The 19,256-nt window shown below is 61.8% G+C and carries 18 protein-coding genes; 6 read left to right on the top strand and 12 right to left on the bottom strand.

The features are described from left to right. Nucleotides 1-5 precede the first annotated feature (5 nt). The 6 genes from cydB to P0D73_RS20980 all read right to left on the bottom strand — a co-directional run bounded on the left by cydB (nt 6) and on the right by P0D73_RS20980 (nt 8,740). Nucleotides 6-1,013 carry a cytochrome d ubiquinol oxidase subunit II gene (cydB, locus tag P0D73_RS21005; protein ID WP_132381675.1) on the bottom strand — a complete coding sequence of 336 codons (1,008 nt, stop codon included), beginning with the start codon at nt 1,011-1,013 and terminating at the stop codon, nt 6-8. A 4-nt stretch (nt 1,014-1,017) separates the two neighbouring features. Continuing rightward, nucleotides 1,018-2,406 carry a cytochrome ubiquinol oxidase subunit I gene (locus P0D73_RS21000; RefSeq protein WP_408177743.1) on the bottom strand — a complete coding sequence of 463 codons (1,389 nt, stop codon included), beginning with the start codon at nt 2,404-2,406 and terminating at the stop codon, nt 1,018-1,020. A gap of 105 nt (nt 2,407-2,511) precedes the next feature. Next, nucleotides 2,512-4,791, bottom strand: coding sequence for an FdhF/YdeP family oxidoreductase (locus P0D73_RS20995; protein ID WP_408177742.1), 2,280 nt, complete (start codon nt 4,789-4,791; stop codon nt 2,512-2,514). Between the two features lie 157 nt (nt 4,792-4,948). Next, complete coding sequence (locus tag P0D73_RS20990; RefSeq protein WP_408177741.1) at nt 4,949-7,723, bottom strand: ATP-dependent Clp protease ATP-binding subunit; 2,775 nt, start codon at nt 7,721-7,723, stop codon at nt 4,949-4,951. 390 nt (nt 7,724-8,113) lie between these two features. Continuing rightward, complete coding sequence (locus P0D73_RS20985; protein WP_132381667.1) at nt 8,114-8,494, bottom strand: TraR/DksA family transcriptional regulator; 381 nt, start codon at nt 8,492-8,494, stop codon at nt 8,114-8,116. A 48-nt stretch (nt 8,495-8,542) separates the two neighbouring features. Further along, on the bottom strand, nt 8,543-8,740 hold the full coding sequence (locus P0D73_RS20980; RefSeq protein WP_106313048.1) for a hypothetical protein: 198 nt from the start codon (nt 8,738-8,740) through the stop codon (nt 8,543-8,545). A 77-nt stretch (nt 8,741-8,817) separates the two neighbouring features. Here P0D73_RS20980 and P0D73_RS20975 point away from each other — a divergent pair, with 77 nt between their 5' ends. After that, entirely contained in the window at nt 8,818-9,474 is a 657-nt protein-coding gene (locus tag P0D73_RS20975) for a DUF1345 domain-containing protein (protein ID WP_408177740.1), read from the top strand. 48 nt (nt 9,475-9,522) lie between these two features. Here the strand turns inward: P0D73_RS20975 and P0D73_RS20970 are convergent, their stop codons facing one another. Continuing rightward, the gene (locus tag P0D73_RS20970) at nt 9,523-9,771 is read right to left on the bottom strand and encodes a hypothetical protein (protein ID WP_132381663.1); all 249 of its coding nucleotides are present in this window, start codon (nt 9,769-9,771) and stop codon (nt 9,523-9,525) included. A gap of 247 nt (nt 9,772-10,018) precedes the next feature. On the opposite strand from P0D73_RS20970, the gene P0D73_RS20965 reads away from it, so the two are divergent. After that, nucleotides 10,019-10,336 carry a DUF6566 family protein gene (locus P0D73_RS20965; RefSeq protein WP_132381662.1) on the top strand — a complete coding sequence of 106 codons (318 nt, stop codon included), beginning with the start codon at nt 10,019-10,021 and terminating at the stop codon, nt 10,334-10,336. Between the two features lie 60 nt (nt 10,337-10,396). Here P0D73_RS20965 and P0D73_RS20960 read toward each other — a convergent pair whose 3' ends face one another. Further along, a complete protein-coding gene (locus P0D73_RS20960) occupies nt 10,397-10,756 on the bottom strand; it encodes a host attachment protein (RefSeq protein ID WP_408432739.1) in 360 nt (119 codons plus the stop codon). A gap of 174 nt (nt 10,757-10,930) precedes the next feature. After that, a complete protein-coding gene (locus P0D73_RS20955) occupies nt 10,931-11,887 on the bottom strand; it encodes a LysR family transcriptional regulator (protein ID WP_408177738.1) in 957 nt (318 codons plus the stop codon). A 94-nt stretch (nt 11,888-11,981) separates the two neighbouring features. On the opposite strand from P0D73_RS20955, the gene P0D73_RS20950 reads away from it, so the two are divergent. Further along, nucleotides 11,982-13,208: an MFS transporter gene (locus P0D73_RS20950; RefSeq protein WP_408177737.1), complete on the top strand. Its 1,227-nt coding sequence runs from the start codon at nt 11,982-11,984 to the stop codon at nt 13,206-13,208. 22 nt (nt 13,209-13,230) lie between these two features. Here the strand turns inward: P0D73_RS20950 and P0D73_RS20945 are convergent, their stop codons facing one another. Next, nucleotides 13,231-13,749, bottom strand: coding sequence for a cupin domain-containing protein (locus P0D73_RS20945; protein WP_408177736.1), 519 nt, complete (start codon nt 13,747-13,749; stop codon nt 13,231-13,233). A gap of 101 nt (nt 13,750-13,850) precedes the next feature. Here P0D73_RS20945 and P0D73_RS20940 point away from each other — a divergent pair, with 101 nt between their 5' ends. Continuing rightward, nucleotides 13,851-14,720: a LysR family transcriptional regulator gene (locus P0D73_RS20940; protein WP_132381659.1), complete on the top strand. Its 870-nt coding sequence runs from the start codon at nt 13,851-13,853 to the stop codon at nt 14,718-14,720. 54 nt (nt 14,721-14,774) lie between these two features. Here P0D73_RS20940 and P0D73_RS20935 read toward each other — a convergent pair whose 3' ends face one another. Further along, nucleotides 14,775-15,761, bottom strand: a complete 987-nt coding sequence (locus tag P0D73_RS20935) for a zinc-dependent alcohol dehydrogenase family protein (RefSeq protein WP_408177735.1) — start codon at nt 15,759-15,761, stop codon at nt 14,775-14,777. A 213-nt stretch (nt 15,762-15,974) separates the two neighbouring features. Continuing rightward, nucleotides 15,975-16,910, bottom strand: a complete 936-nt coding sequence (locus P0D73_RS20930; RefSeq protein ID WP_408432735.1) for a LysR family transcriptional regulator — start codon at nt 16,908-16,910, stop codon at nt 15,975-15,977. 131 nt (nt 16,911-17,041) lie between these two features. Here P0D73_RS20930 and P0D73_RS20925 point away from each other — a divergent pair, with 131 nt between their 5' ends. After that, nucleotides 17,042-18,592: an acetolactate synthase large subunit gene (locus P0D73_RS20925; protein WP_408177733.1), complete on the top strand. Its 1,551-nt coding sequence runs from the start codon at nt 17,042-17,044 to the stop codon at nt 18,590-18,592. A 204-nt stretch (nt 18,593-18,796) separates the two neighbouring features. After that, nucleotides 18,797-19,144 carry a DUF4148 domain-containing protein gene (locus P0D73_RS20920; protein WP_408177732.1) on the top strand — a complete coding sequence of 116 codons (348 nt, stop codon included), beginning with the start codon at nt 18,797-18,799 and terminating at the stop codon, nt 19,142-19,144. Nucleotides 19,145-19,256: the final 112 nt, after the last annotated feature.

The raw sequence follows: 19,256 nt of genomic DNA, 5'->3' as shown, positions 1-19,256 counted from the left end.
TACCCTCAGTGGTAGCCGGCGTCCCCTTCCCGCACCTTGCCGCGAAACACACGGTACTGCATGGCGTTGTAGACGAGAATGATCGGCAGCACGATCACCGTGCCGACCAGCGTAAAGAGCTGGCTCGAATGACTCGACGATGCTTCCCAGATCGTCAGCGAAGGCGGCACGATGTTCGGCCAGATACTGATGAGCAAGCCGCTATATCCGAGAAAGCACAGCCCGAGGGTGAGCAGGAACGGCAGCGCTTCATGCTGAAGGCGAAGCGACCGAAAAATACCCCACACACACGCGACAACGAGAATCGGCACCGGCATGAACCAGCCGAGATAGCCGCTCCCGAACCAGCGATGCTCGACCGCCGGCAATCCGATCACGGTCCAGAGACTCACCACGAAGATTATCCCCAGCAGCACGGTCACCAGCGGCCGCATGACCTCGCGAATCTTGCGCTGCAGTTCGCCTTCCGTCTTCAGGATGAGCCAGCCGCAGCCGAGCGTCGCATACGTAAAGAGCACCCCGATTCCGCAGAACAGGCTGAACGGTGACAGCCAGTCGAACGGGTCGCCGGCGAAACGGTCATCAACGATCTTGATGCCTTGCAGCAGCGACCCCAGCACGATGCCCTGGCAGAGTCCGGCGAGCGCGGATCCGGCAATGAAGGCAAGATCCCACGCATGCTGGGTCCGCGTGGCCTTCGCGCGCAATTCGAAAGCCGCCCCGCGGAAGATCAGGCCGACGACCATCAGGATCAGCGGCAGATAGTTCGCCGGCAGCAGCGTCGAATAGACGACCGGAAACGCGCCGTATAGCCCCGCGCCGCCGAGCACGAGGAATGTCTCGTTGCCGTCCCAGACCGGCGCGATGGTATTGAGCATCACTTGCCGATCGGCTTTTTCCTCGAAGAACGGAAACAGCAGGCCGATGCCGAGATCGAAGCCATCCAGCATCACATAGATGAAAACGCCGAGTCCAATGATCGCAGCCCACACAACCGGTAGATCAATTTGCATGGCGTCACTCCCGTTCCAGTGCGTCCAGCGGACGGTTGCGCAACACCGGGTGCTTGACGGACTGGCGGGCGTCGACATGTTCCTCCGGTCCGCGCTTCATCATCTTGAGCATGTAGTAGACCCCCATACCGAATACCAGGAAGTACACCAGCACAAAGATCAGCAGTGAAACGCCCGCTTGCTGGGCACTGATCGGCGAGAGTGAGTCTTCAGTGCGCAGCACACCGTAGACCGTCCAGGGCTGGCGGCCGACCTCCGTCGTGACCCACCCGGCCAACAGCGCGACGATTCCCGACGGGCCCATGCACAGCACGAAAACCTGATACCACCGCGTCTCGTAGAGACGGCCTTTCAACCTGAGCAGCAACCCTAGCAACGCGGTCAACAGCATCAACATGCCGAGGCCCGCCATGATCCGGAAGGTCCAGAAGATGATTGGCGAATACGGCCGGTCTCTGGCGGGAAACTCCTTGAGCCCGCGGATTTCTCCGTCCCAGCTATGGGTCAGTATGAGGCTGCCCAAATGCGGTATTTGCACCGCGTAGCGCGTGACTTCCGCTGTCATGTCGGGCAGACCGACCAGATTGAGCGCCGTGCCGCCTTTCTCGGTTTCCCACAGGCCCTCAATCGCCGCGATCTTGGCGGGCTGATATTCGCGGGTGTTGAGGCCGTGCGCATCGCCGACGAAAATCTGGATCGGCGTCAGCAAAAGCAGAATCCACAGCGCCATCGAAAAACTGCGCTTGATGGGGCCGTCGCGCCGGCCATGCAGCAGATGCCACGCCCCGCACGCGGCGACGATGAAGCCCGCGACAATGAACGCGGCGATGGTCATGTGCGCGAGCCGGTACGGGAATGATGGGTTGAAAATCACCTTCATCCAGTCGACCGGCACGATCCGGCCGTTCTCCATGGCGAATCCTTGCGGCGTCTGCATGAAGCTATTCGAGGCGAGAATCCAGAACGTGGAAATCAACGTGCCGACCGCCACCATCAGCGTGGCGAAAAAGTGCGCGCGTGGACTCACCCGCTGCCAGCCGAACAGCATGACGCCGAGAAAGCCGGCCTCGAGAAAGAATGCCGTCAATACTTCATAAGTCAGGAGCGGCCCCGTGACGTTGCCGGCAATGGTGGAAAATCCGCTCCAGTTGGTGCCGAACTCGTAGGCCATCACCACGCCCGACACCACGCCCATGCCGAAGCCGACCGCGAAGATCTTCGACCAGAACAGGAACATGTCCTTGTAGACCACGTCGCCGGTCAGCAGCCAGCGCCACTCCAGCACGGCGAGGAAACTGGCCATTCCTATACTGATCGCGGGGAAAATAATGTGAAATGAAACCGTGAACGCAAACTGCAACCTGGCGAGGTGGAAGGCGTCGAAGATTTCCATGATTGATCAGCGGCTCCAGGTGATAGCGGCATTTGCTGGTCCCCCCGTGTGTCGATCGACTGGACGCGCACGCCCAGTCGATCGACCCGTCGAACTCGCCGGCATTCAGGCTTGCGCCGCGCGCGAAACATGAACAGGAACCGACTTGTACGACGGCGTGCCGCTTTCCTTGTCGATGAAGTCGAGCGGCACCAGCACGTTTGCTTCCGGATAATACGCCGCCACCGATCCTTGTGCGATGCCATAAACAATTGCCGTGATGTTCTTCAGGCAAAGCTTCCTGCCCGATGAAATAGTTTCGATATCGACCAGATCGCCATGTTCGAGTCCGCGCGCCGCGAGATCGGCTTCATTCATGAACACCACGTCGCGCCTGCCGAACACGCCCCGGTAACGATCGTCGAGGGCATAGATCGTGGTGTTGTACTGGTCGTGACTGCGGATCGTGATGAGGCGCAGCACATTTTCAGCGCCGTATACGTCGGCGTCTTCCTTCACTCCGCCGTAGACCGAGAACATCGCTTTTCCGGACGGCGTGTGCCACACGCGTTCGGTTGGAGGAAGCGGCAGACGGAATCCGCCCGGCGTTCTGATTCGCGCATTGAATGCTTCAAAACCCGGCACGGTCTGTTCGATCAGATCGCGAACCTTGTCGTAATCGGCAACCAGTTCCTGCCAGGCGACCTTGCTGTGGGGCAACGTCGCCCGCGCAATACCCGCGATGATCGCCGGCTCGGACAACAGGAATTCGGAGGCGGGCTTGAGTTTTCCGGACGAAGCATGGACCATCGACATGGAATCTTCGACCGTGATGGATTGGCGGCCGCTTGCCTGGATATCGAGTTCCGTGCGGCCCAGGCACGGCAGCACATAGCTTTCCTTCGCCACTAACAGATGCGAACGATTGAGCTTGGTCCCGAGGTGAACGCTTAGATCGAGTTTAGCCATGGCTGCAAAAGACTGCTCCGAATCGGGCAGCGCGACCGCGAAGTTTCCGCCCAGGCAAAGCAGCGCCTTGGCCGAGCCGTCGATCATCGCCTGCATCGCCTGAACGGCATCGTGTCCGTGTGCCTCGGGCGGTTTGAAACCGAGCACATCCTCGATCTGTTTCAGGAAAGTGCTGGAGGGCTTTTCGGTTATGCCTACGGTCCGGTTTCCTTGCACGTTCGAATGTCCGCGCAAAGGACAGATGCCCGCGCCGGGTTTGCCAAAGTTTCCGCGCAATAGCAACAGATCGGCGATCAGGCGGACGTTGGCCGTGCCTTTATTGTGCTGGGTCACGCCCATTCCGTAAGTGACGATGGTCGCATTCGATTTGGCGTAGGCAATCGCAACCTGTTCGAGATCGGACCGGCTCAGTCCGCTTGCCGTTTCAATATCGTCCCACGCCGTAACTTCCAGATCAGCGGCGAACGCGTCGAAATTTTCCGTGTGCGCGGCGATGAATTCATGGTCCAGAACGTTGCCTTCCTCGGCCTCCATCGCCAGCAGCGCCTTCATGATGCCCTTGAGCGCGGCGGCGTCACCGCCGGCGTCGACCTGAAAATACGTCGAGGCGATTCGGGTCGAGCCGTACGTGGCCATTTCAAGCAAGTTCTGCGGGTCCGCAAATCGTTCGAGTGCGCGCTCGCGCAGCGGATTGAAGACGATGATGGGCACATTGCGCCGCGAGGCTTCATGCAACGTGCCCATCATCCGTGGATGATTGGTGCCGGGATTGTGGCCGATCGAGATGATGAGTTCGGTCTCGTCGAAGTCTTCCAGCGACACCGTGCCTTTGCCGATCCCGATCGACTGCGGCAATCCCACGCTGGTGGGCTCGTGGCACATGTTGGAGCAATCCGGGAAATTGTTGGTCCCGTACTCTCGTGCGAACAACTGGAAAAGGTAGGCGGCCTCGTTCGACGCCCTGCCCGACGTGTAGAACTCGGCCTGATCGGGAGAGGACAGCCCTTGAAGCACTTGCCCGATACGAGCGAAGGCGTCACCCCATTCGACGGCGCGAAACTTGTCCGTGTCGCGATCGTAGACAAGCGGATGCGTGAGCCGGCCAAGATCTTCGAGTTCGAAATCGGATCGTTGCAGCAGCGACGACACCGTGTTGTTCTGGAAAAACTCCGGCCCCACGCGCTTGGTCGTGGCTTCCCATGTGACCGCTTTGGCGCCGTTCTCACAGAACTGGAAGGTGGACTTATGCTCCTTGTCCGGCCAGGCGCAGCCCGGACAATCGAAACCGTCGGGCTGATTGGTCCGCATCAGCGTAATCGGCGCTTCGATGCTCTCCATCTGTTGCCTGATGGCTTGAGCTGTCGCCCGCAGCGCGCCCCAACCTCCAGCGGGTCCGTCATACGGCCGGATTCCCGGCACTTCGCGTCGCGTGGTCATATGAGACTCCGTGAACCGTCCCGGGAGTCCGGGAACGGTCCTGTCGAGGGTTACGCCATCGTGTTGCGCTCAACCGTTCATATCCGCCAGGCCGAGCGCCGCCGCACTGCCGCCAGGAGCGCAGTGATCTTGCCTGCTCGCTCCTCACGCCATGCCGTCAGGAGCGGGCTCCTTCCGTGGACTCGGTGCTGCTGACTTCGTCGGACGATTTTTTCTTTCCGCGGCTATTGGCGCGTTTCGCCTTGGGCGGCGGCGCCTCGCTGCGAGTGAACTTCACTTCGCCGCTGTCCTTGTCGTAGCTGACCTCGACACTGTCGCCCGACTTCAGGTCGCTGTTGAGAATCTCCTTGGCAAGTCGCGTTTCCAGTTCCTGACGGATCTGGCGTTTCAACTCGCGGGCGCCGAATTCCGGCCGATAGCCGGCGTCGGCCAGGTGATCGACAATCGACTCGTCCATCTTGAGCGTGATGTCTTGCGCCGCCGCGGTGCGCGTGACCCGTTCGAGCTGGATCTGCACGATCGAGCGGATATTCTCGCGAGAGAGTCCGTCGAAAATGATCACTTCGTCGATCCGGTTGAGGAATTCCGGACGGAAGTGACCTTTCAGCACGCCCATCAATTCTTCGCGCATCGCCTTGTCGGCGAGGCGTTCTCCCTCGGGTTTCTCGAGGTTGTCCATGATGATGTGCGCACCGAGATTGCTCGTCGCGATGATGATCGTGTTGCTGAAGTCCACGACGCGGCCCTTCCCGTCGGTCAGGCGGCCATCGTCGAACACCTGGAGCAGCACGTTGCTCACGTCCGCGTGCGCCTTCTCGATCTCGTCGAGCAGAATCACGCTATACGGCCGGCGCCGGACACGCTCGGTCAACTGGCCACCCTCGTCGTATCCGACATAGCCCGGCGGCGCCCCGATCAAGCGCGCCACCGCGTGACGTTCCATATACTCGGACATGTCGATACGAATGACGGCCTGTTCATCGCCGAACACCGTTTCCGCCAGCGCTTTCGCGAGTTCGGTCTTGCCGACGCCGGTCGGTCCGAGGAACAGGAAGGTCGCGATCGGCCGGTTCGCCTGCCCGAGTCCCGCACGCGACAGGCGCACCGCGTCGCTCACGGCCACCACCGCGTCGTCCTGGCCGACCACGCGCTCGCGCAGCTTGTTCTCCATGTCCAGCAGCTTCTGGCGCTCTTCCTGTGTCAACTCCGTGACCGGAATGCCTGTCAGACGCGACACCACTTCGGCGATCGCCGCCACGGTCACTTCGAGCGTTTCCGAACCGGTCTTGCGCTGCCATGCCTCCATCTGCTCGTCGAGTTTCGTCTGCTTTTCGCCGATACGTTCCTCGAACTTCTTCGCCTCGTCATAGCGCTTGCGCGAGGACGCATAATCCTGCTCGCGCTTGAGCTGGGCGATTTCGGCTTCCAGTTCCTGGATGTCCGCCGGACGCGAGGTCGCGCCGATGCGCACGCGCGCGGCAGCCTGGTCGATCAGGTCGATGGCCTTGTCGGGCAAAAAGCGCGACGTAATGTAACGGTCCGACATTTCGGCGGCGGCGACGAACGCATCGTCCGCGAAGGTCACCTGATGATGCGCTTCGAGCTTGTCGCGCAGACCACGCAGAATGACGATGGTCTGCTCGACGGTCGGCTCGGGCACCAGCACCGGCTGAAAGCGCCGCTCGAGCGCGGCGTCCTTTTCAATGTACTTCTGGTATTCGTTGAGCGTCGTCGCGCCGATCAGACTGAGTTCGCCACGGGCCAGCGCCGGCTTGAGCACGTTCGCGATGTCGAGGCCGCCTTCTCCGCCGCCCTGGCCGGCGCCGACAATCATGTGCAATTCGTCGATGAACAGAACCAGTTCGTCCTTCTTCGCTGTCACTTCGTCGATCAGCGTTTTTGCGCGTTCTTCGAACTCGCCGCGATACTTCGCGCCCGCCACCATCGAATTGATGTTGACCTCGACGAGCCGCTTGCCGCGCAGATTTTCGGGGACGTCGTCGTTGACGATACGCTGCGCCAAGCCTTCGACGATCGCGGTCTTGCCGACCCCGGGCTCGCCGATCAACACCGGATTGTTCTTCCTGCGCCGCGCCAGCACCTCGATCGTACTTTCGATTTCCTGCGCGCGACCCAGCACGGGGTCGAGCTTGCCCTGCCGCGCGAGGGCCGTGAGGTCGCGGCCGAACTTGTCGAGCGTGGGCGTGCCAGTCGGCGCGTCGACGCGGCCGTCCTCGGCGCCTTTGCCGACCACTTTCACCACCTTCTGCCGTAGCGCTTCCGGCGTCACGCCGTACTTCTTCAGCAAGGTGCCCGCGATACTGTCCGGCACCGCCGCAAGCCCGATGAGCAAGTGCTCCGGGCCGACATACGAATGCCCCAGATCCCGCGATGCCTGGAACGCGTTCTGGAACACTTTCTTCATGCGAGGCGAGATGGTCATCTTCTCGATCGGCGCATCGGGATTCGCGGTGCCCTTCTGGGCATGCTGATCGATATAGCCTTTGATGTCCTGCGGCGACAACTTGAGTTCCTTGAGCAGCGCCGCACACACGTCCGTGTCCGCCAGCACGTAAAGCAGGTGCTCGGTGTCGAGTTCGGTGCGTTGAAGCTCATGGGCTTTTTCCGCCGCACGCTGCAACAATTCGAGTGTCTGTTCGCTGAAGGCGTCGGTTGCGTCGACCGATTCGCGCGGCAGCTCCGCGGCGAACTCCTCGTCATCTTCCTCGCCCGCGCCGCCAAGACCCCCGAAGAAGCGGGACAGACCGCCTCCTCCGAGCAGCGAGTCGAACGGGTTCGCCATGCTCTGATGCCGCATTAATTGCCGGTAATCGTAGTCGCAGATCGATAAAGTTTTCCGCTCGCCGTTCTGCACAACGGTCACACGGGCAACAGCGGGACGGGCGTTACAGATTTCGCAAAGGGCGGGCATCGTAAATTCACCTTTATCAGTTAAGGCATCCGATGTTGTTAGAGGTTATGGGACGCGTTCATGTGAGGGGCGAATGCTCGAAACCTGTCGCCGGCCTTTCGATTTGTGCGCCAGGGACCGATGCTTCGCGGGTCGATGTTCAAAATGCCGGCGTCTCTTTCGGACAGAAAGAGACGCGCGAGCGGCTTCCGGCAACCTGGCATGCGCTCGCGTGGTCTCGCTGCGCGCCTGATCACCACATGATTGGCATAACGAACCTAAAAACTGCCTTTGAATTCTATGAGTGGATCGTTAGTAAGGGAACATTGGTTTTTCCGATGATAGGCATTGGCCGACATGCCCGACGCTATCAGGCTGCGAGACGACGCGCTTGAACGTGTGTGAATGTCTCTACCTGCCGGTCTCTCGTCGGCTCTGCTCCGCAACGGTAAGGATAGCCTCAGGCATGACTTCGAGCCGCTCTTTGGGAATCGGCTGGCCGCTTTCATCGGAGAGACCGTAGGTGCCTTCGTCGATCTTGCGCAGCGCGCGCTGGATATCCGCAACGCGCTGGTCGTTCACGTCATGCAGCGACTGGTTGATCTCATTCTGTGCCATTCCCTGCGCTTCGTCCTCATACTCCTCGGCCTCGTCGCCATACTCCTCCTGAGCCGTTCTCTCGTCCGCGATCGTATCTTCCTCTCCGCCCAGCAGCTCCCGACGCAGCGCCTCCAGGCGCTTCTTCTGCTGCGCGATGAACTCGTCACTCAGGTCACCCTGTTGCTCCGGCATGGTCTTCTCCCTCAGCTTGATTCGCTCTACTCGCCGTAGAGCCGGGCGTCACGCACCCAGTTCCTGAAACACGTGGCCGTTGGCCTCGAGTCCTTTCAGGAGTTCGGGTGTCAGTTCGCTTTGCCAGACATGCCCTTCGAATTGCCAGTCGCTCTTGTCGGCGAGATCGGGCAGGCCCGCGCCGTTGCGCACATAGAGCCCGAGTGTCGGCTTCTTCAGGTTAATGTAGAAATCGAATTCCTGCATTTTCGCCCCCTCATGCAAGTTAAGGTCTCAATGACTAGAATCACCAGAACAGATATCCGCGGCACTCCTTTCATACAATGAGTCTATATCCCCAGGTGCTTCGCAACCGGCCGCATATGATGATCGGTCTGCTCGCCGGTTTGAGCGCCTGTGTGCTCGCGCCAGCCTCGCTACGGATCACGGCGCGGCTGCTGCTCGGCTGGGACATCGCGATCTGGGCGTACCTCGTCATGATCTGGTTCCACATGGCCTTCGCCAGCGAGAGCGACGTGCGAACCCACGCCCGGCGCGAGGACCAGAATGCGGTCACCGTGCTGACGGTGACATGCGCGGCAACCGTTGCCAGCATTCTCGCAATCGTGCTGGAACTCGGCACCACCAAAGATCTGACCTTCGAATCGAAGGTGCTGCATTCGCTGCTGACAGGACTGACCTTGTTCGGCGCCTGGTTTCTGATCCCGACCATCTTCACGATGCACTACGCGCGGCTCTACTATGGCTCCGATCCGAATGCGCCCGCGCTCGCCTTTCCCGACAGCACGCTCGAACCGGACTACTGGGATTTTCTGTACTTCTCGTTCACGATCGCGGTTGCGTCGCAGACCGCGGACATCAGCCTGCGTGGGCGCAGCGCGCGGCGCGGCGTGCTTGCGCAATCGATCCTGTCTTTCTATTTCAACGTTGCCGTGCTGGGTTTGTGCGTGAATATCGCCGCGAGCATGCTGGGCAATTGACCCTGATCGGATCGGGCCCTCATGCGCCGCCGGTGTTCCGGAAAGGCGTCAACTATCGTCGACGTTGTCCGCGTAATGGTCGACTGCCACCTTGCATTCGTCGACCACGACCTGAAGGAAAGCGGGATCGTTTCTCTCCACCCATCGCTCCACGTGAAGGAAACGCTGCGTGCCGAGATCGGCGACGCGCTCAGCGTCCGAGGTCGTGACATCGACAGTGACGATCCCGCGGCTCCCTTGCAGCGGAGAGATCGTTGCCGAAAACAGGAATCGTCGATACGAGAATTCTTGTGCCATAACACCTCCTTACGAAAGATGAGTTGAGCCCACGATTTCTTCATACGAGTACGCGTCTTCGCGCGCGGCACGCCACACGGAATTCTATGAGCAAGTCACGACCCGGTGCACGCGGGTTTCTCCAATGCCAACTATCGGCGAAATACGATGGGCTTGCGCCATTCAGGCGCAATTTTCTTTGTGTCGGAATGCTGAGATTGCGGCATGATGACGCTGAGCAGAGGCCCGCTCGCTAAAGGAGAGAACGATGCCAGCATCCACTGTTTTTTACGGCGAGTTTGAGATGGTCGTGCGCCCCGAGACGAACAAGTTCGGCGCATGGATTGCGAGCGTGAGCCTGAAGAATAACGCGGGAAAAGTCGTCGATATTCGCCCGATGACCGTTCAACCGGAATGGCTGACCGAAGAAGAAGCGATTAGAGACGCGGTCGAATGGGGCCGCCGGTTCATCGATCGTGAGTTCGAAACGCCGCAACCGCACTCCTGGGTGAGCGCCCGGTCTCGCGCGGAGGTCTGGTTCCGTGACGCGGAAGAAAAATCGCACGGGCCGGAAATCAGTTCCTAAACGTTGCAAGGCCAAGCCTGCAAAATCCTTGCGGGCTCGATGCAATTGGCCCCCAGCCGATCACTGCTTGCGCAGACGCGCCTCGATTTCCTGGGTACTGAGCGCCAGCAGATCCTCGTTGATCTGCTCGAATATCAGTCGACGCGTGTCCTCGCTCAGATTCGAACGCACCATGCCGAGGAATTTCGCCTCGATGGCGAGGCGCAGCCGATTGTAGAGTTGATGGAGCCGCCCCTCCTCCAGATAGTCGGACACGCGCTTTGCAAACTTCTCCCGATCTTTTTCGGTCAAGACCGTACCGGTGTATTCATCGTTGACGAGAACTTCGACCTCCTGCAAGTCGAGCGTGAGCCCAGGCATCTTGAAGACACGCGCGCGACCTCCGTCAGCCACGACAAGCCAGGTAACTTCGACCATCATGCACCTCTAGGCAGGTATTTTTCAGCACCTATGCGGCGCTCGGTCGCCGACCGTGCCGACGACACTCACTCAAGATAGCAGTTCGGACCGGATACGCCCAAGGTCAATTCATCGATTCATCGTATCGGTCTGAAGTTCACCACTCGCCCGGCTTCTGTACAACAGCTTCGAGCGCTACGAGCGCTTGCCTTTTGCCGGAGTCCTGAGCCGTTTCGCATCGGCAGCTGGCAGCAGATTCGCCGCGAGGAAATCGACAAAGACTCTCAGCTTGGGCGACACGTACGGACTCGACGGCCACACCGCGCGGAACACGCCGCTGTGTTCGACGTACTCATCCAGTACCGTCACGAGGCTGCCGTCGGCAAGTTGTCGGCGGATCGCAAAGTTCGGCACGCAGGTCACGCCGAGCCCTTCTTCGGCGAGCGCGATCAGCGGCTCGACCGTGCTCGCCGAAGCCGTCACGGGCAACGCCACGTCATTGCCGGAGGCGGGCGTCACCAAAGGCCAGCGCTGCAACTTGCCGCTGGTCGGATAGCGGTGATGCAGGCAGGCATGGTTCAACAGATCCTCGGGCTTCGCAGGCGTGCCAGCGCGAGCGAAGTAAGACGGCGCGCCGACAAGTTGTAGCCGGTAAGCGCCGAGCGTACGCGCGATCAGCCGCGAGTCGCTCGCGTCGCCGGTGCGCACGACGACATCGAACCCATCGTTGACGACATCGACCAGGTGATCGCTGAAGTCCAGATCCAGTTCGATCTCGGGATAGGCGCGCATGAAACCGCTCAGGGTAGGCATCATCAGCATGCCGACCATCGGCAAGCTCACGCGAAGCCGGCCCTTGGGCGCGCCTTTGGATTGCGCGAAGCCGGATTCGATCGCGTCGATTTCGGAAAAGATGCGGCGACAGCTCTCGAGGAATTGCTGGCCTTCCTGCGTCAGCGTGATGCTGCGCGTGCTGCGGTGGAAAAGGCGCACGCCGAGCCGCTTCTCGAGCCGGGCCACCGCTTTGCCGACCGCGGACGAGGACAGGCCGAGCTGCTGGCCGGCATCCGTGAAACTGCGGAGCTCAGCCGCGCGGGAAAAGACTTTCAGTGCGTTGAGACTGTCCACGCGCGTCCCCACGATTGCGGACATTGGTGTCCGATAAGTCGGGAACTCTAGCATATTGATGGCCGCGAACGCCGCCTCCAGAATCATGCAACGCATCACTTTCGCCTCGAGGCATTGCATGAAATCCGCACACGTTACTTCCGCTCTCCCCGCTCCGGTCTATTGGCTCGCGCTCGGCGCTTTCGCGATCGGCACCGAAGGCTTCATGATTTCGCCTCTCTTGCCCGGACTCGCCGCCGACCTCTCGGTGAAGATCGAAACCGCGGGCCAGCTGGTGACCGTTTTCGCTCTGGCCTACGGCCTCAGTTCGCCGGTATTGACGGCGCTAAGCGGCAGCCTGAATCGCCGCACCTTGTTGCTCGCCAGCATGATCGCCTTCGCGCTCTCCAACGTGCTCGCCATGGTCGCGCCGAACTTCTGGGCGCTGATGGGCGCGCGCGTGCTGTTGGCGCTGTCCGCCGGTCTGTATGTGCCGGGCGCGAATGCGCTGGCGAGCGTGATCGTGCCGCCCGAACGCCGTGGCCGAGCAATCGCGGTGGTGAACGGCGGCATCACGATCGCCATCGCGCTGGGCGTGCCCCTCGGCGCGGTCGTCGGCCATGCGCTCGGCTGGCGCATGACGTTTGCCGGCGTCGCCGGCCTGGCGACGCTCGCCGCGGCCGGGCTGGTTATCGGCCTGCCGCGCGACATTGGAGCGGGCATCCCGATCGCGACGCTGCGCGAGCGCATCGCGGTGGCGCGCAATCCGCTCGTGCTGGCAACGCTGCTGACCACCACGCTCTGGGCCACCGGCGCCTACACGGTCTACACGTATCTTTCGCCGTTTCTCGCCAGCGTCACTGGTTTGGCGGGTGCGCAGATCGGCATGGTGATGTTCATGTGGGGTCTCGCGGCCGCGGCCGGCGTCGTGACCGGCGGCAACGCCAGCGACCGGTTCGGGCCATTGGCCGTGATCGTGCCGACAATCGCTTTGTCGGGCCTCGCCTTCGCCACGCTGTCGATCAGCGCACGCTTGCTGCCGCCCGCCGCTGCACTCATACCCGTGCTCGTGGCCATCGCGTTGTGGGGCGTCGCGCACTGGGCGTTCTATCCGGCGCAGCAGGCGCGGCTCATCGACATCGCCGGCCTGAAGGTCGCGTCGATCGTGCTGTCGCTCAATGCTTCCTTCATGTACATCGGCTTCTCGATGGGCGCCGCGCTCGGCGCGCTGACCCTGGCTCACCGCGGCGTGGCCGGCCTCGGATGGGTCGCGGCGGCTTGCGAACTGGCTGCTGTGCTGCTGACGCTGGCGATCGTCGGACGGCCCGCCGTGCTGAACGCGCCTTGCCAGGCGGAGCGCGGATAGGCGCCGATCATCGCCCGTGCCATCAGTCAGCACGCGCTCTCCGATGCGGCGGCGCATCGCACTGGACCGTAGTCGCATCCTTCTTTTCAACGGTGAGATTGACGGAGCGCGCGCCGACCGGCCGCGTTCGATGGCGCGTGCCCGCAGGCACGGTCAGCAATTGGCCGGCTTGCAGGTCAATCGACCCGTCTTTGAAGTCGATGGTAAGAACGCCTTCGACGACGAAAAATGTTTCGTCCGAATCCGGATGAAAGTGCCAGAAAAATGGCGCGTCCATCACGCTCAAATGGACGTCGTGGTCATTCACGCTCGTCAGTACCTTGTTTGAATATCCTTCGGGCGTGTCGCCGGCGACCGCGCCAATGTCGATCATCTGGATCATGTCGTCTCCGTTTAACGTTGCAGGCAGGATTGAGCTGTTAGTACGCTGAGCAGGTTCAGCGTAGTCCGGTATCACGTGGTCGCTAAGGCAGAAATTTTCGTCAGTATGTGAGCGAGATTCGCCGGTGGCCGCACGCTTGCCGATGTACTTGCCCGTCAAGCAAAGACCATTCCGAAGATGACACGGTCGTCGGCATCGTCCACCGCCAAAGCTCGAAGTTCGGTACGATAAGCCCGCCTGTCGCACGAGCACATCCTGCTATGAACGAAATGACTATGGACTGGGGCGATGTCCGCGTGTTTCTCGCGATTGCCCGTTGCGGCACACTCGGCGCAGCCGCGCGCCAACTGGGACAGACCCAGCCCACTATGGGCCGCCGGTTGCGTGCGCTCGAAAACGCGGTCGGCCAGGCGCTGTTCCAGCGCACCGCCGAAGGCTTCGTACTGACCGACGAAGGCAACGCGGTGCTGAGTTTCGCGGAGCGAATGGAGGAAGAAGCGCTCGCGTTCACACGTTCGCTCGCAGGGACCACGCAGCAGTTGACGGGGTCGCTGCGCGTGTCGTCATCCGACTGGTTCGGCATTCATGTGCTGACGCCGGTGTTCGCCGGGTTTCTCTCACGGCATCCGCAACTGTCGATCGAACTGATCACCGATTCGCGACGCTACAGCCTCTCGCGCCGTGAAGCAGACCTCGTGTTTCGCATCACGCCGTTCGACGAACCCGACGTGATCCAGCGAAAGATCATGGATTTGAACTACGCGCTGTACGGACACGTCGATCTGGTTGCGCCGCAGGCCGGCGATGGCGCGGGGCAAGCGCTCATCACAATGGACAGCGCCTTCGAGGCCTTGCCCGATGTGACGTGGATCCGCCGCATGCTGCCGAATGCGCGGGTCGCTTACGCCAGCAACAATCGTGGCGTCCAGGCGCGCATGTGCGCCGAGGGCGGCGGCTTCGCGGTCCTGCCGTGCGCGCTCGGCGACAACACGCCGGGCCTGCGGCGCATCGACCTCGGCGAAACGCCGCCGGGGCGCGAGGTTTGGCTCGGCTACCATCGCGACCTTCGGCGGCTTGGGCGGTTGCGGGCGCTGATCGACGTTGTCGTCGACAGACTCGCCAGCGCTTGACAGGCATCAGGTCACCGCTGAATCGTTCGCCGTCGCCGACCGGCGCGGCCAGCGTCATACGATATCGACGACGATTTTGCCGCGCGCGCTGCGATCGGTGATTGCGTCGTACCCTTGCTCAGCCGAGCGCAGATCGAAGCGGCGCGGATCGAGCCGTGGCGTCAAATGACCCGCTTCTGCGAAACGGGTCGCCTCGCCAAGCATCTCACCGTGGTGCGCCCGATTCTCGCCGGTCAGCAACGCATGCAGGGTGAAAACGCCGGAGTAAGTCGCCTCGCGAAACGACAGCGGCGCCAGTGCATGTGTACCCCAGCCGAGCGCGCTGACGACATGGCCGAAATGCTTGACCGCCGCGAACGAGGCATCGAGCGTCGCGCCGCCCACCGTGTCGGCGACCAGATCGAAACCCGCTCCGCCCGTATGCTGCGCGACGTATTGCTCGACGTTCTGCGCGACGTAATCGATCGGCGTGGCGCCGAGGCGCGTGAGCGCGTCGTGATCGCGCGAACTCGCCGTGGCGAACACGCGCGCTCCGAGCGCTCGCGCGAGTTGCACCGACACATGACCCACGCCACCCGCACCGCCCTGCACGAGCACGGTCTGCCCGGCCTGAAGCTTCGCGCGATCCACGATCCCCATGTAGGCGGTGATGAACACCAGCGGCAGCGCGGCGGCTTCGCGCATCGACAGATTCGAGGGCTTCAGTGCGAGCAGATTCGCGTCGACGGCGGCATATTGCGCGAGCGAACCCTGGATGCCACCCACGCCGCCCGTCATGCCGTAGACCTCGTCGCCTGCTTTGAAGCGGGTCACGCCCGCGCCTACCGCCTCGACCACGCCGGCCATGTCGATGCCGAGCACCAGCGGCAGCGGATGTTTTGCATGGGCCGCGCCGCCTGCGCGGATTTTCGTGTCGAGCGGATTCAGACCGGCCGCCGCGATGCGCACCAGCACCTGGCCGGGCAACGGCTCGGGGCGTGCCAAGGTGGTGAGTTCGAGCGGTCCGTTGTACTGGGAGAGAACGAGTGCTTGCATAGTCATGGTGAACGCTCCTTGCAAATACCGGTAAGGGGAAAAAGCAGATGAAGCGAATGATGGTCCATGCAAATCAGTCTGAAAACTTAAAAATATGCACACCTGTCATGCATTAACGCATGACATGATTTTTCGCCAGGCGCGCGACCGGCCGGGCCGCGGTTGAATGGGTCACACGGCATGGCGGGCAATGCTGGTGGCGGCCGGCAACCTTCCGCGTCACCGAAACATTGAGGCATCGTCGATCAGCGCGGGCGTTACTCGGGCCTTGAGCAGATCGAGCCACGCCTTGGTTTTGGCATCGAGAAAGTGTCTGGAGGGATACAACGCGGAGACCGTGACATCAGGCGACCGCCACGACGGAAGAACGCGAACCAGGCGCCCTTCGCGAATCGAATCCTTGGCGGTGAACCACGGCAACAATGCTATGCCGCTAGCTTGCTCCGCGGTCTTCAGAAGAACGTCGGGATTGTCCGCGATGATGGGGCCGACGGCTTGCGCCTGATAGGACCGCTTGCCCGAGATCAGTTCCCACTCCGAGGCGACGGAAGGATTGATCAGCCGAATGCAGGCATGGTTGGCCAGGTCGCGCGGATGCCGGGGCGCACCGTGCTGTTCTATGTAGGCAGGCGCCGCGCACATCACACCGAACACCGTACCCAGCGACAGCGCCACCAATCCCGAATCGGACAGCTGTCGCGACAGGTAGATGCCCACGTCGATTCCCTCCGCAAGCAGCGCCGGCGCGTACTGCGAAGTCGCGTACTCGATGCTCACTTTGGGAAACGCTGCGCAAAATTCGGCGATCAGCGGGACCACATAGTAATTCCCGAAGCTACCCATGCATTGAACCCTGAGCCGCCCCGCCGGCTCGATCGTCGCCCCTGATGCGTATGCCTCCGCCACATTCACGCGCTCGAGGATATCCCGGCACTGGATCACATACGTCTCGCCGGCGCTGGTGAGCGCAATCCGGCGGGTCGTTCTCTGCAGCAGCTTGGTGCGCAGGCGCTCCTCCAGTCCGGATACGAGCCGCGAGATCTGCGCGGTCGTGAGGTCCATCTGCTCGGCGGCGGATGTGAAGGTTCCGGCATCCACCACCCTCACAAACGCCGTCATCGCGTGAAGCAGTCCGTAATCCAGATTCTTACGCATGATGCAACTAAGTTTCCAATTGGACTCGATTGTTACTCACAGTAGGACTGTCGAGAATGATCGTCAAGCCGGCACTGCGTCCGAATCCATCAGACAGCGGCGCCCCTTTTCGACATCTTTGGAGCAACACCATGAACGGTGCAGAAAGTCTGCTGAAGTCGCTGGTTGCCAGCGACGTGGAAGTCTGTTTTGGAAACCCGGGCACATCGGAAATGCATTTCGTCGCAGCGCTCGATGCGGTGAAAGAAATGCGACCCGTGTTGGGGCTTCAGGAAAACGTCGTCACGGGCGCCGCCGACGGCTACGCACGCATGGCCGGCAAGCCGGCCGCCACGCTCCTGCATCTGGGACCGGGTCTGGCAAACGGTCTGAGCAATCTCCACAACGCGCGCCGCGCCTCCAGTCCGATCGTGAATATCGTCGGCGACCACGCGTCGTCGCACGCAAGGTACGACGCGCCGCTCGCGTCGGACATCGCCGGCTTTGCACGTCCGGTGTCGGACTGGGTGCATTCGTCCACGAGCGCCCGTTCCGTCGGCGCGGATGCGGCACGCGCCGTCCGTGCCGCGCGGGAGGCGCCGGGGAAGATCGCAACGCTGATTCTCCCGGCCGACACCGCCTGGGATCCCGCCGTTGAAGTTGCAGCTCCGCTGCCGCTTCAGCCGCGCACACACGCAGCCGGTTCGACTATCGATCGCGTAGCCAGCAAACTGCAGGCAGGGTTAAAAGCAGTGCTCCTGGTTAGAGGCGACGCGCTTCTCGGCGAAGGTCTGGTCGCAGCGGGCAAAATCGCGGCGAAGACCGGCGCGCGGCTGGTGTCCGATACGTTTGCCCCTCGTTTGGAACGCGGCGCGGGTCGCGTGCAGGTCGAGCGGCTTCCCTACTTCGGCGAGCACGCCGCCGAATTCCTGGCCGGGACAGAGCTGCTGATTCTAGTCGGCGCACGTCCACCGGTCAGTTTCTTCGCGTATCCCGACAAACCCAGCTGGTTGACGCCCGACGGTTGCGAGATCGCCGTGCTAAGCCATCCGCACGAAGACGGCGCAGCCGCACTGGCCGCGCTCATGGATGCCGTGGATGCACGAGGCGCCGAGGGCCGCGTCGCCACGCGGCAAGCGATCCCGTTGTCGCTCGACGGCGCACTCGACGCGAAAAGCATCGCGCAGATCGTGGCCATGCACCTGCCCACGAACGCGATCGTGGCCGATGAGGGCGTTTCGTCGACTCTGCCTTACTACGACCTCCTGAACAACGCAGCACCGCATGATTTTCTGAACCTGACCGGCGGTGCGATCGGCAGCATGATGCCGGTGTCGACCGGCGCGGCTATTGCGCGTCCGGACCGCAAGGTTGTGACGCTGGTCGGCGACGGCAGCGCGATGTACACCGTCCAGTCGCTCTGGACTCAGGCGCGCGAGAACCTCGACATCGTGACCGTCGTGTTCGCCAATCGCGGTTACAAGGTGCTGAACAACGAACTGGTCCGCGTGGGCGCGTCTTCGAATGGACCGAACTCGGGCGCCATGCTCGATCTGGGCACACCGACGTTGGACTGGGTTTCGATTGGGCAAGGCCTGGGTGTCGACGCCGTGCGCGCGAATTCCCGTCGGGCATTCGAGCAGGCGTTCGTCTCGGCGATAGCGCAGCGTGGCCCACGCCTGATCGAAGCGGTGCTCGAGTAAGCGCCCGGAACCCGGACCAGGGGCAGGCTCTACATGTCAATTTCGTAATGAACCGGTGGGGATCGCGTCATTTGCAAAAGCGCAATATGGCTTCCAGACGCTCAGAGAAGAAAGACCCGCGCAATACCAGTAGCGTCGAAGTAGCTGCTGCTATTCAGCGAATTTCCATCAGTCACCCATTGTATTTATTTCGGAGTCTAGATCATGAAGAAAGCTCTTGCTTGCCTCGCCCTCGCTGCCGCCGCCTTGTCCGCTCCAGTGCTCAGCTTCGCGCAATCCAACGGTCCGGTGACACGTGCCGAGGTCCGCAACGATCTCGTGCAGGTGGAACGGGCCGGCTATAACCCGGCGCGATCCGACGACGCGAACTATCCGGCCGACATCCAGGCCGCCGAAGCGAAAGTCGCAGCGCAGTCCGGTGACCAACAGGCGCCCCAGGGCTACGGCGGTGTGCCGGCGAACAGCACGTCGTCAGGTGGTCCGGCGCACACGGCGATGCAATCGACCTGTGTCGGTCCGGCCAGCTTCTGCACGCCGTACTTCGGCAAATGAATGACATGCTGTGCAGGTCCCGTGCTTGTCGCTAAAGGCACGGGACCGAACTTCATCCTGAAGGTCCCCCCAGGTAACAGAACGAGTCTTCACCGTTGACAACGTCTGGCTG

This window comes from Paraburkholderia sp. RL18-101-BIB-B (genome assembly GCF_046026985.1).
Taxonomy (GTDB): domain Bacteria; phylum Pseudomonadota; class Gammaproteobacteria; order Burkholderiales; family Burkholderiaceae; genus Paraburkholderia.
Note: the sequence above shows the minus strand (reverse complement) of the source record. Positions and strands in the feature narration are given on the sequence as shown.

What these genes read in the sequence shown, in the direction of transcription:
- cydB (WP_132381675.1), bottom strand. Translation starts at nt 1,013, where the DNA reads ATGCAAATTGATCTACCGGTTGTGTGGGCTGCGATCATTGGACTCGGC.
- P0D73_RS21000 (WP_408177743.1), bottom strand. Translation starts at nt 2,406, where the DNA reads ATGGAAATCTTCGACGCCTTCCACCTCGCCAGGTTGCAGTTTGCGTTC.
- P0D73_RS20995 (WP_408177742.1), bottom strand. Translation starts at nt 4,791, where the DNA reads ATGACCACGCGACGCGAAGTGCCGGGAATCCGGCCGTATGACGGACCC.
- P0D73_RS20990 (WP_408177741.1), bottom strand. Translation starts at nt 7,723, where the DNA reads ATGCCCGCCCTTTGCGAAATCTGTAACGCCCGTCCCGCTGTTGCCCGT.
- P0D73_RS20985 (WP_132381667.1), bottom strand. Translation starts at nt 8,494, where the DNA reads ATGCCGGAGCAACAGGGTGACCTGAGTGACGAGTTCATCGCGCAGCAG.
- P0D73_RS20980 (WP_106313048.1), bottom strand. Translation starts at nt 8,740, where the DNA reads ATGCAGGAATTCGATTTCTACATTAACCTGAAGAAGCCGACACTCGGG.
- P0D73_RS20975 (WP_408177740.1), top strand. Translation starts at nt 8,818, where the DNA reads ATGAGTCTATATCCCCAGGTGCTTCGCAACCGGCCGCATATGATGATC.
- P0D73_RS20970 (WP_132381663.1), bottom strand. Translation starts at nt 9,771, where the DNA reads ATGGCACAAGAATTCTCGTATCGACGATTCCTGTTTTCGGCAACGATC.
- P0D73_RS20965 (WP_132381662.1), top strand. Translation starts at nt 10,019, where the DNA reads ATGCCAGCATCCACTGTTTTTTACGGCGAGTTTGAGATGGTCGTGCGC.
- P0D73_RS20960 (WP_408432739.1), bottom strand. Translation starts at nt 10,756, where the DNA reads ATGATGGTCGAAGTTACCTGGCTTGTCGTGGCTGACGGAGGTCGCGCG.
- P0D73_RS20955 (WP_408177738.1), bottom strand. Translation starts at nt 11,887, where the DNA reads ATGTCCGCAATCGTGGGGACGCGCGTGGACAGTCTCAACGCACTGAAA.
- P0D73_RS20950 (WP_408177737.1), top strand. Translation starts at nt 11,982, where the DNA reads ATGAAATCCGCACACGTTACTTCCGCTCTCCCCGCTCCGGTCTATTGG.
- P0D73_RS20940 (WP_132381659.1), top strand. Translation starts at nt 13,851, where the DNA reads ATGAACGAAATGACTATGGACTGGGGCGATGTCCGCGTGTTTCTCGCG.
- P0D73_RS20935 (WP_408177735.1), bottom strand. Translation starts at nt 15,761, where the DNA reads ATGACTATGCAAGCACTCGTTCTCTCCCAGTACAACGGACCGCTCGAA.
- P0D73_RS20930 (WP_408432735.1), bottom strand. Translation starts at nt 16,910, where the DNA reads ATGCGTAAGAATCTGGATTACGGACTGCTTCACGCGATGACGGCGTTT.
- P0D73_RS20925 (WP_408177733.1), top strand. Translation starts at nt 17,042, where the DNA reads ATGAACGGTGCAGAAAGTCTGCTGAAGTCGCTGGTTGCCAGCGACGTG.
- P0D73_RS20920 (WP_408177732.1), top strand. Translation starts at nt 18,797, where the DNA reads ATGAAGAAAGCTCTTGCTTGCCTCGCCCTCGCTGCCGCCGCCTTGTCC.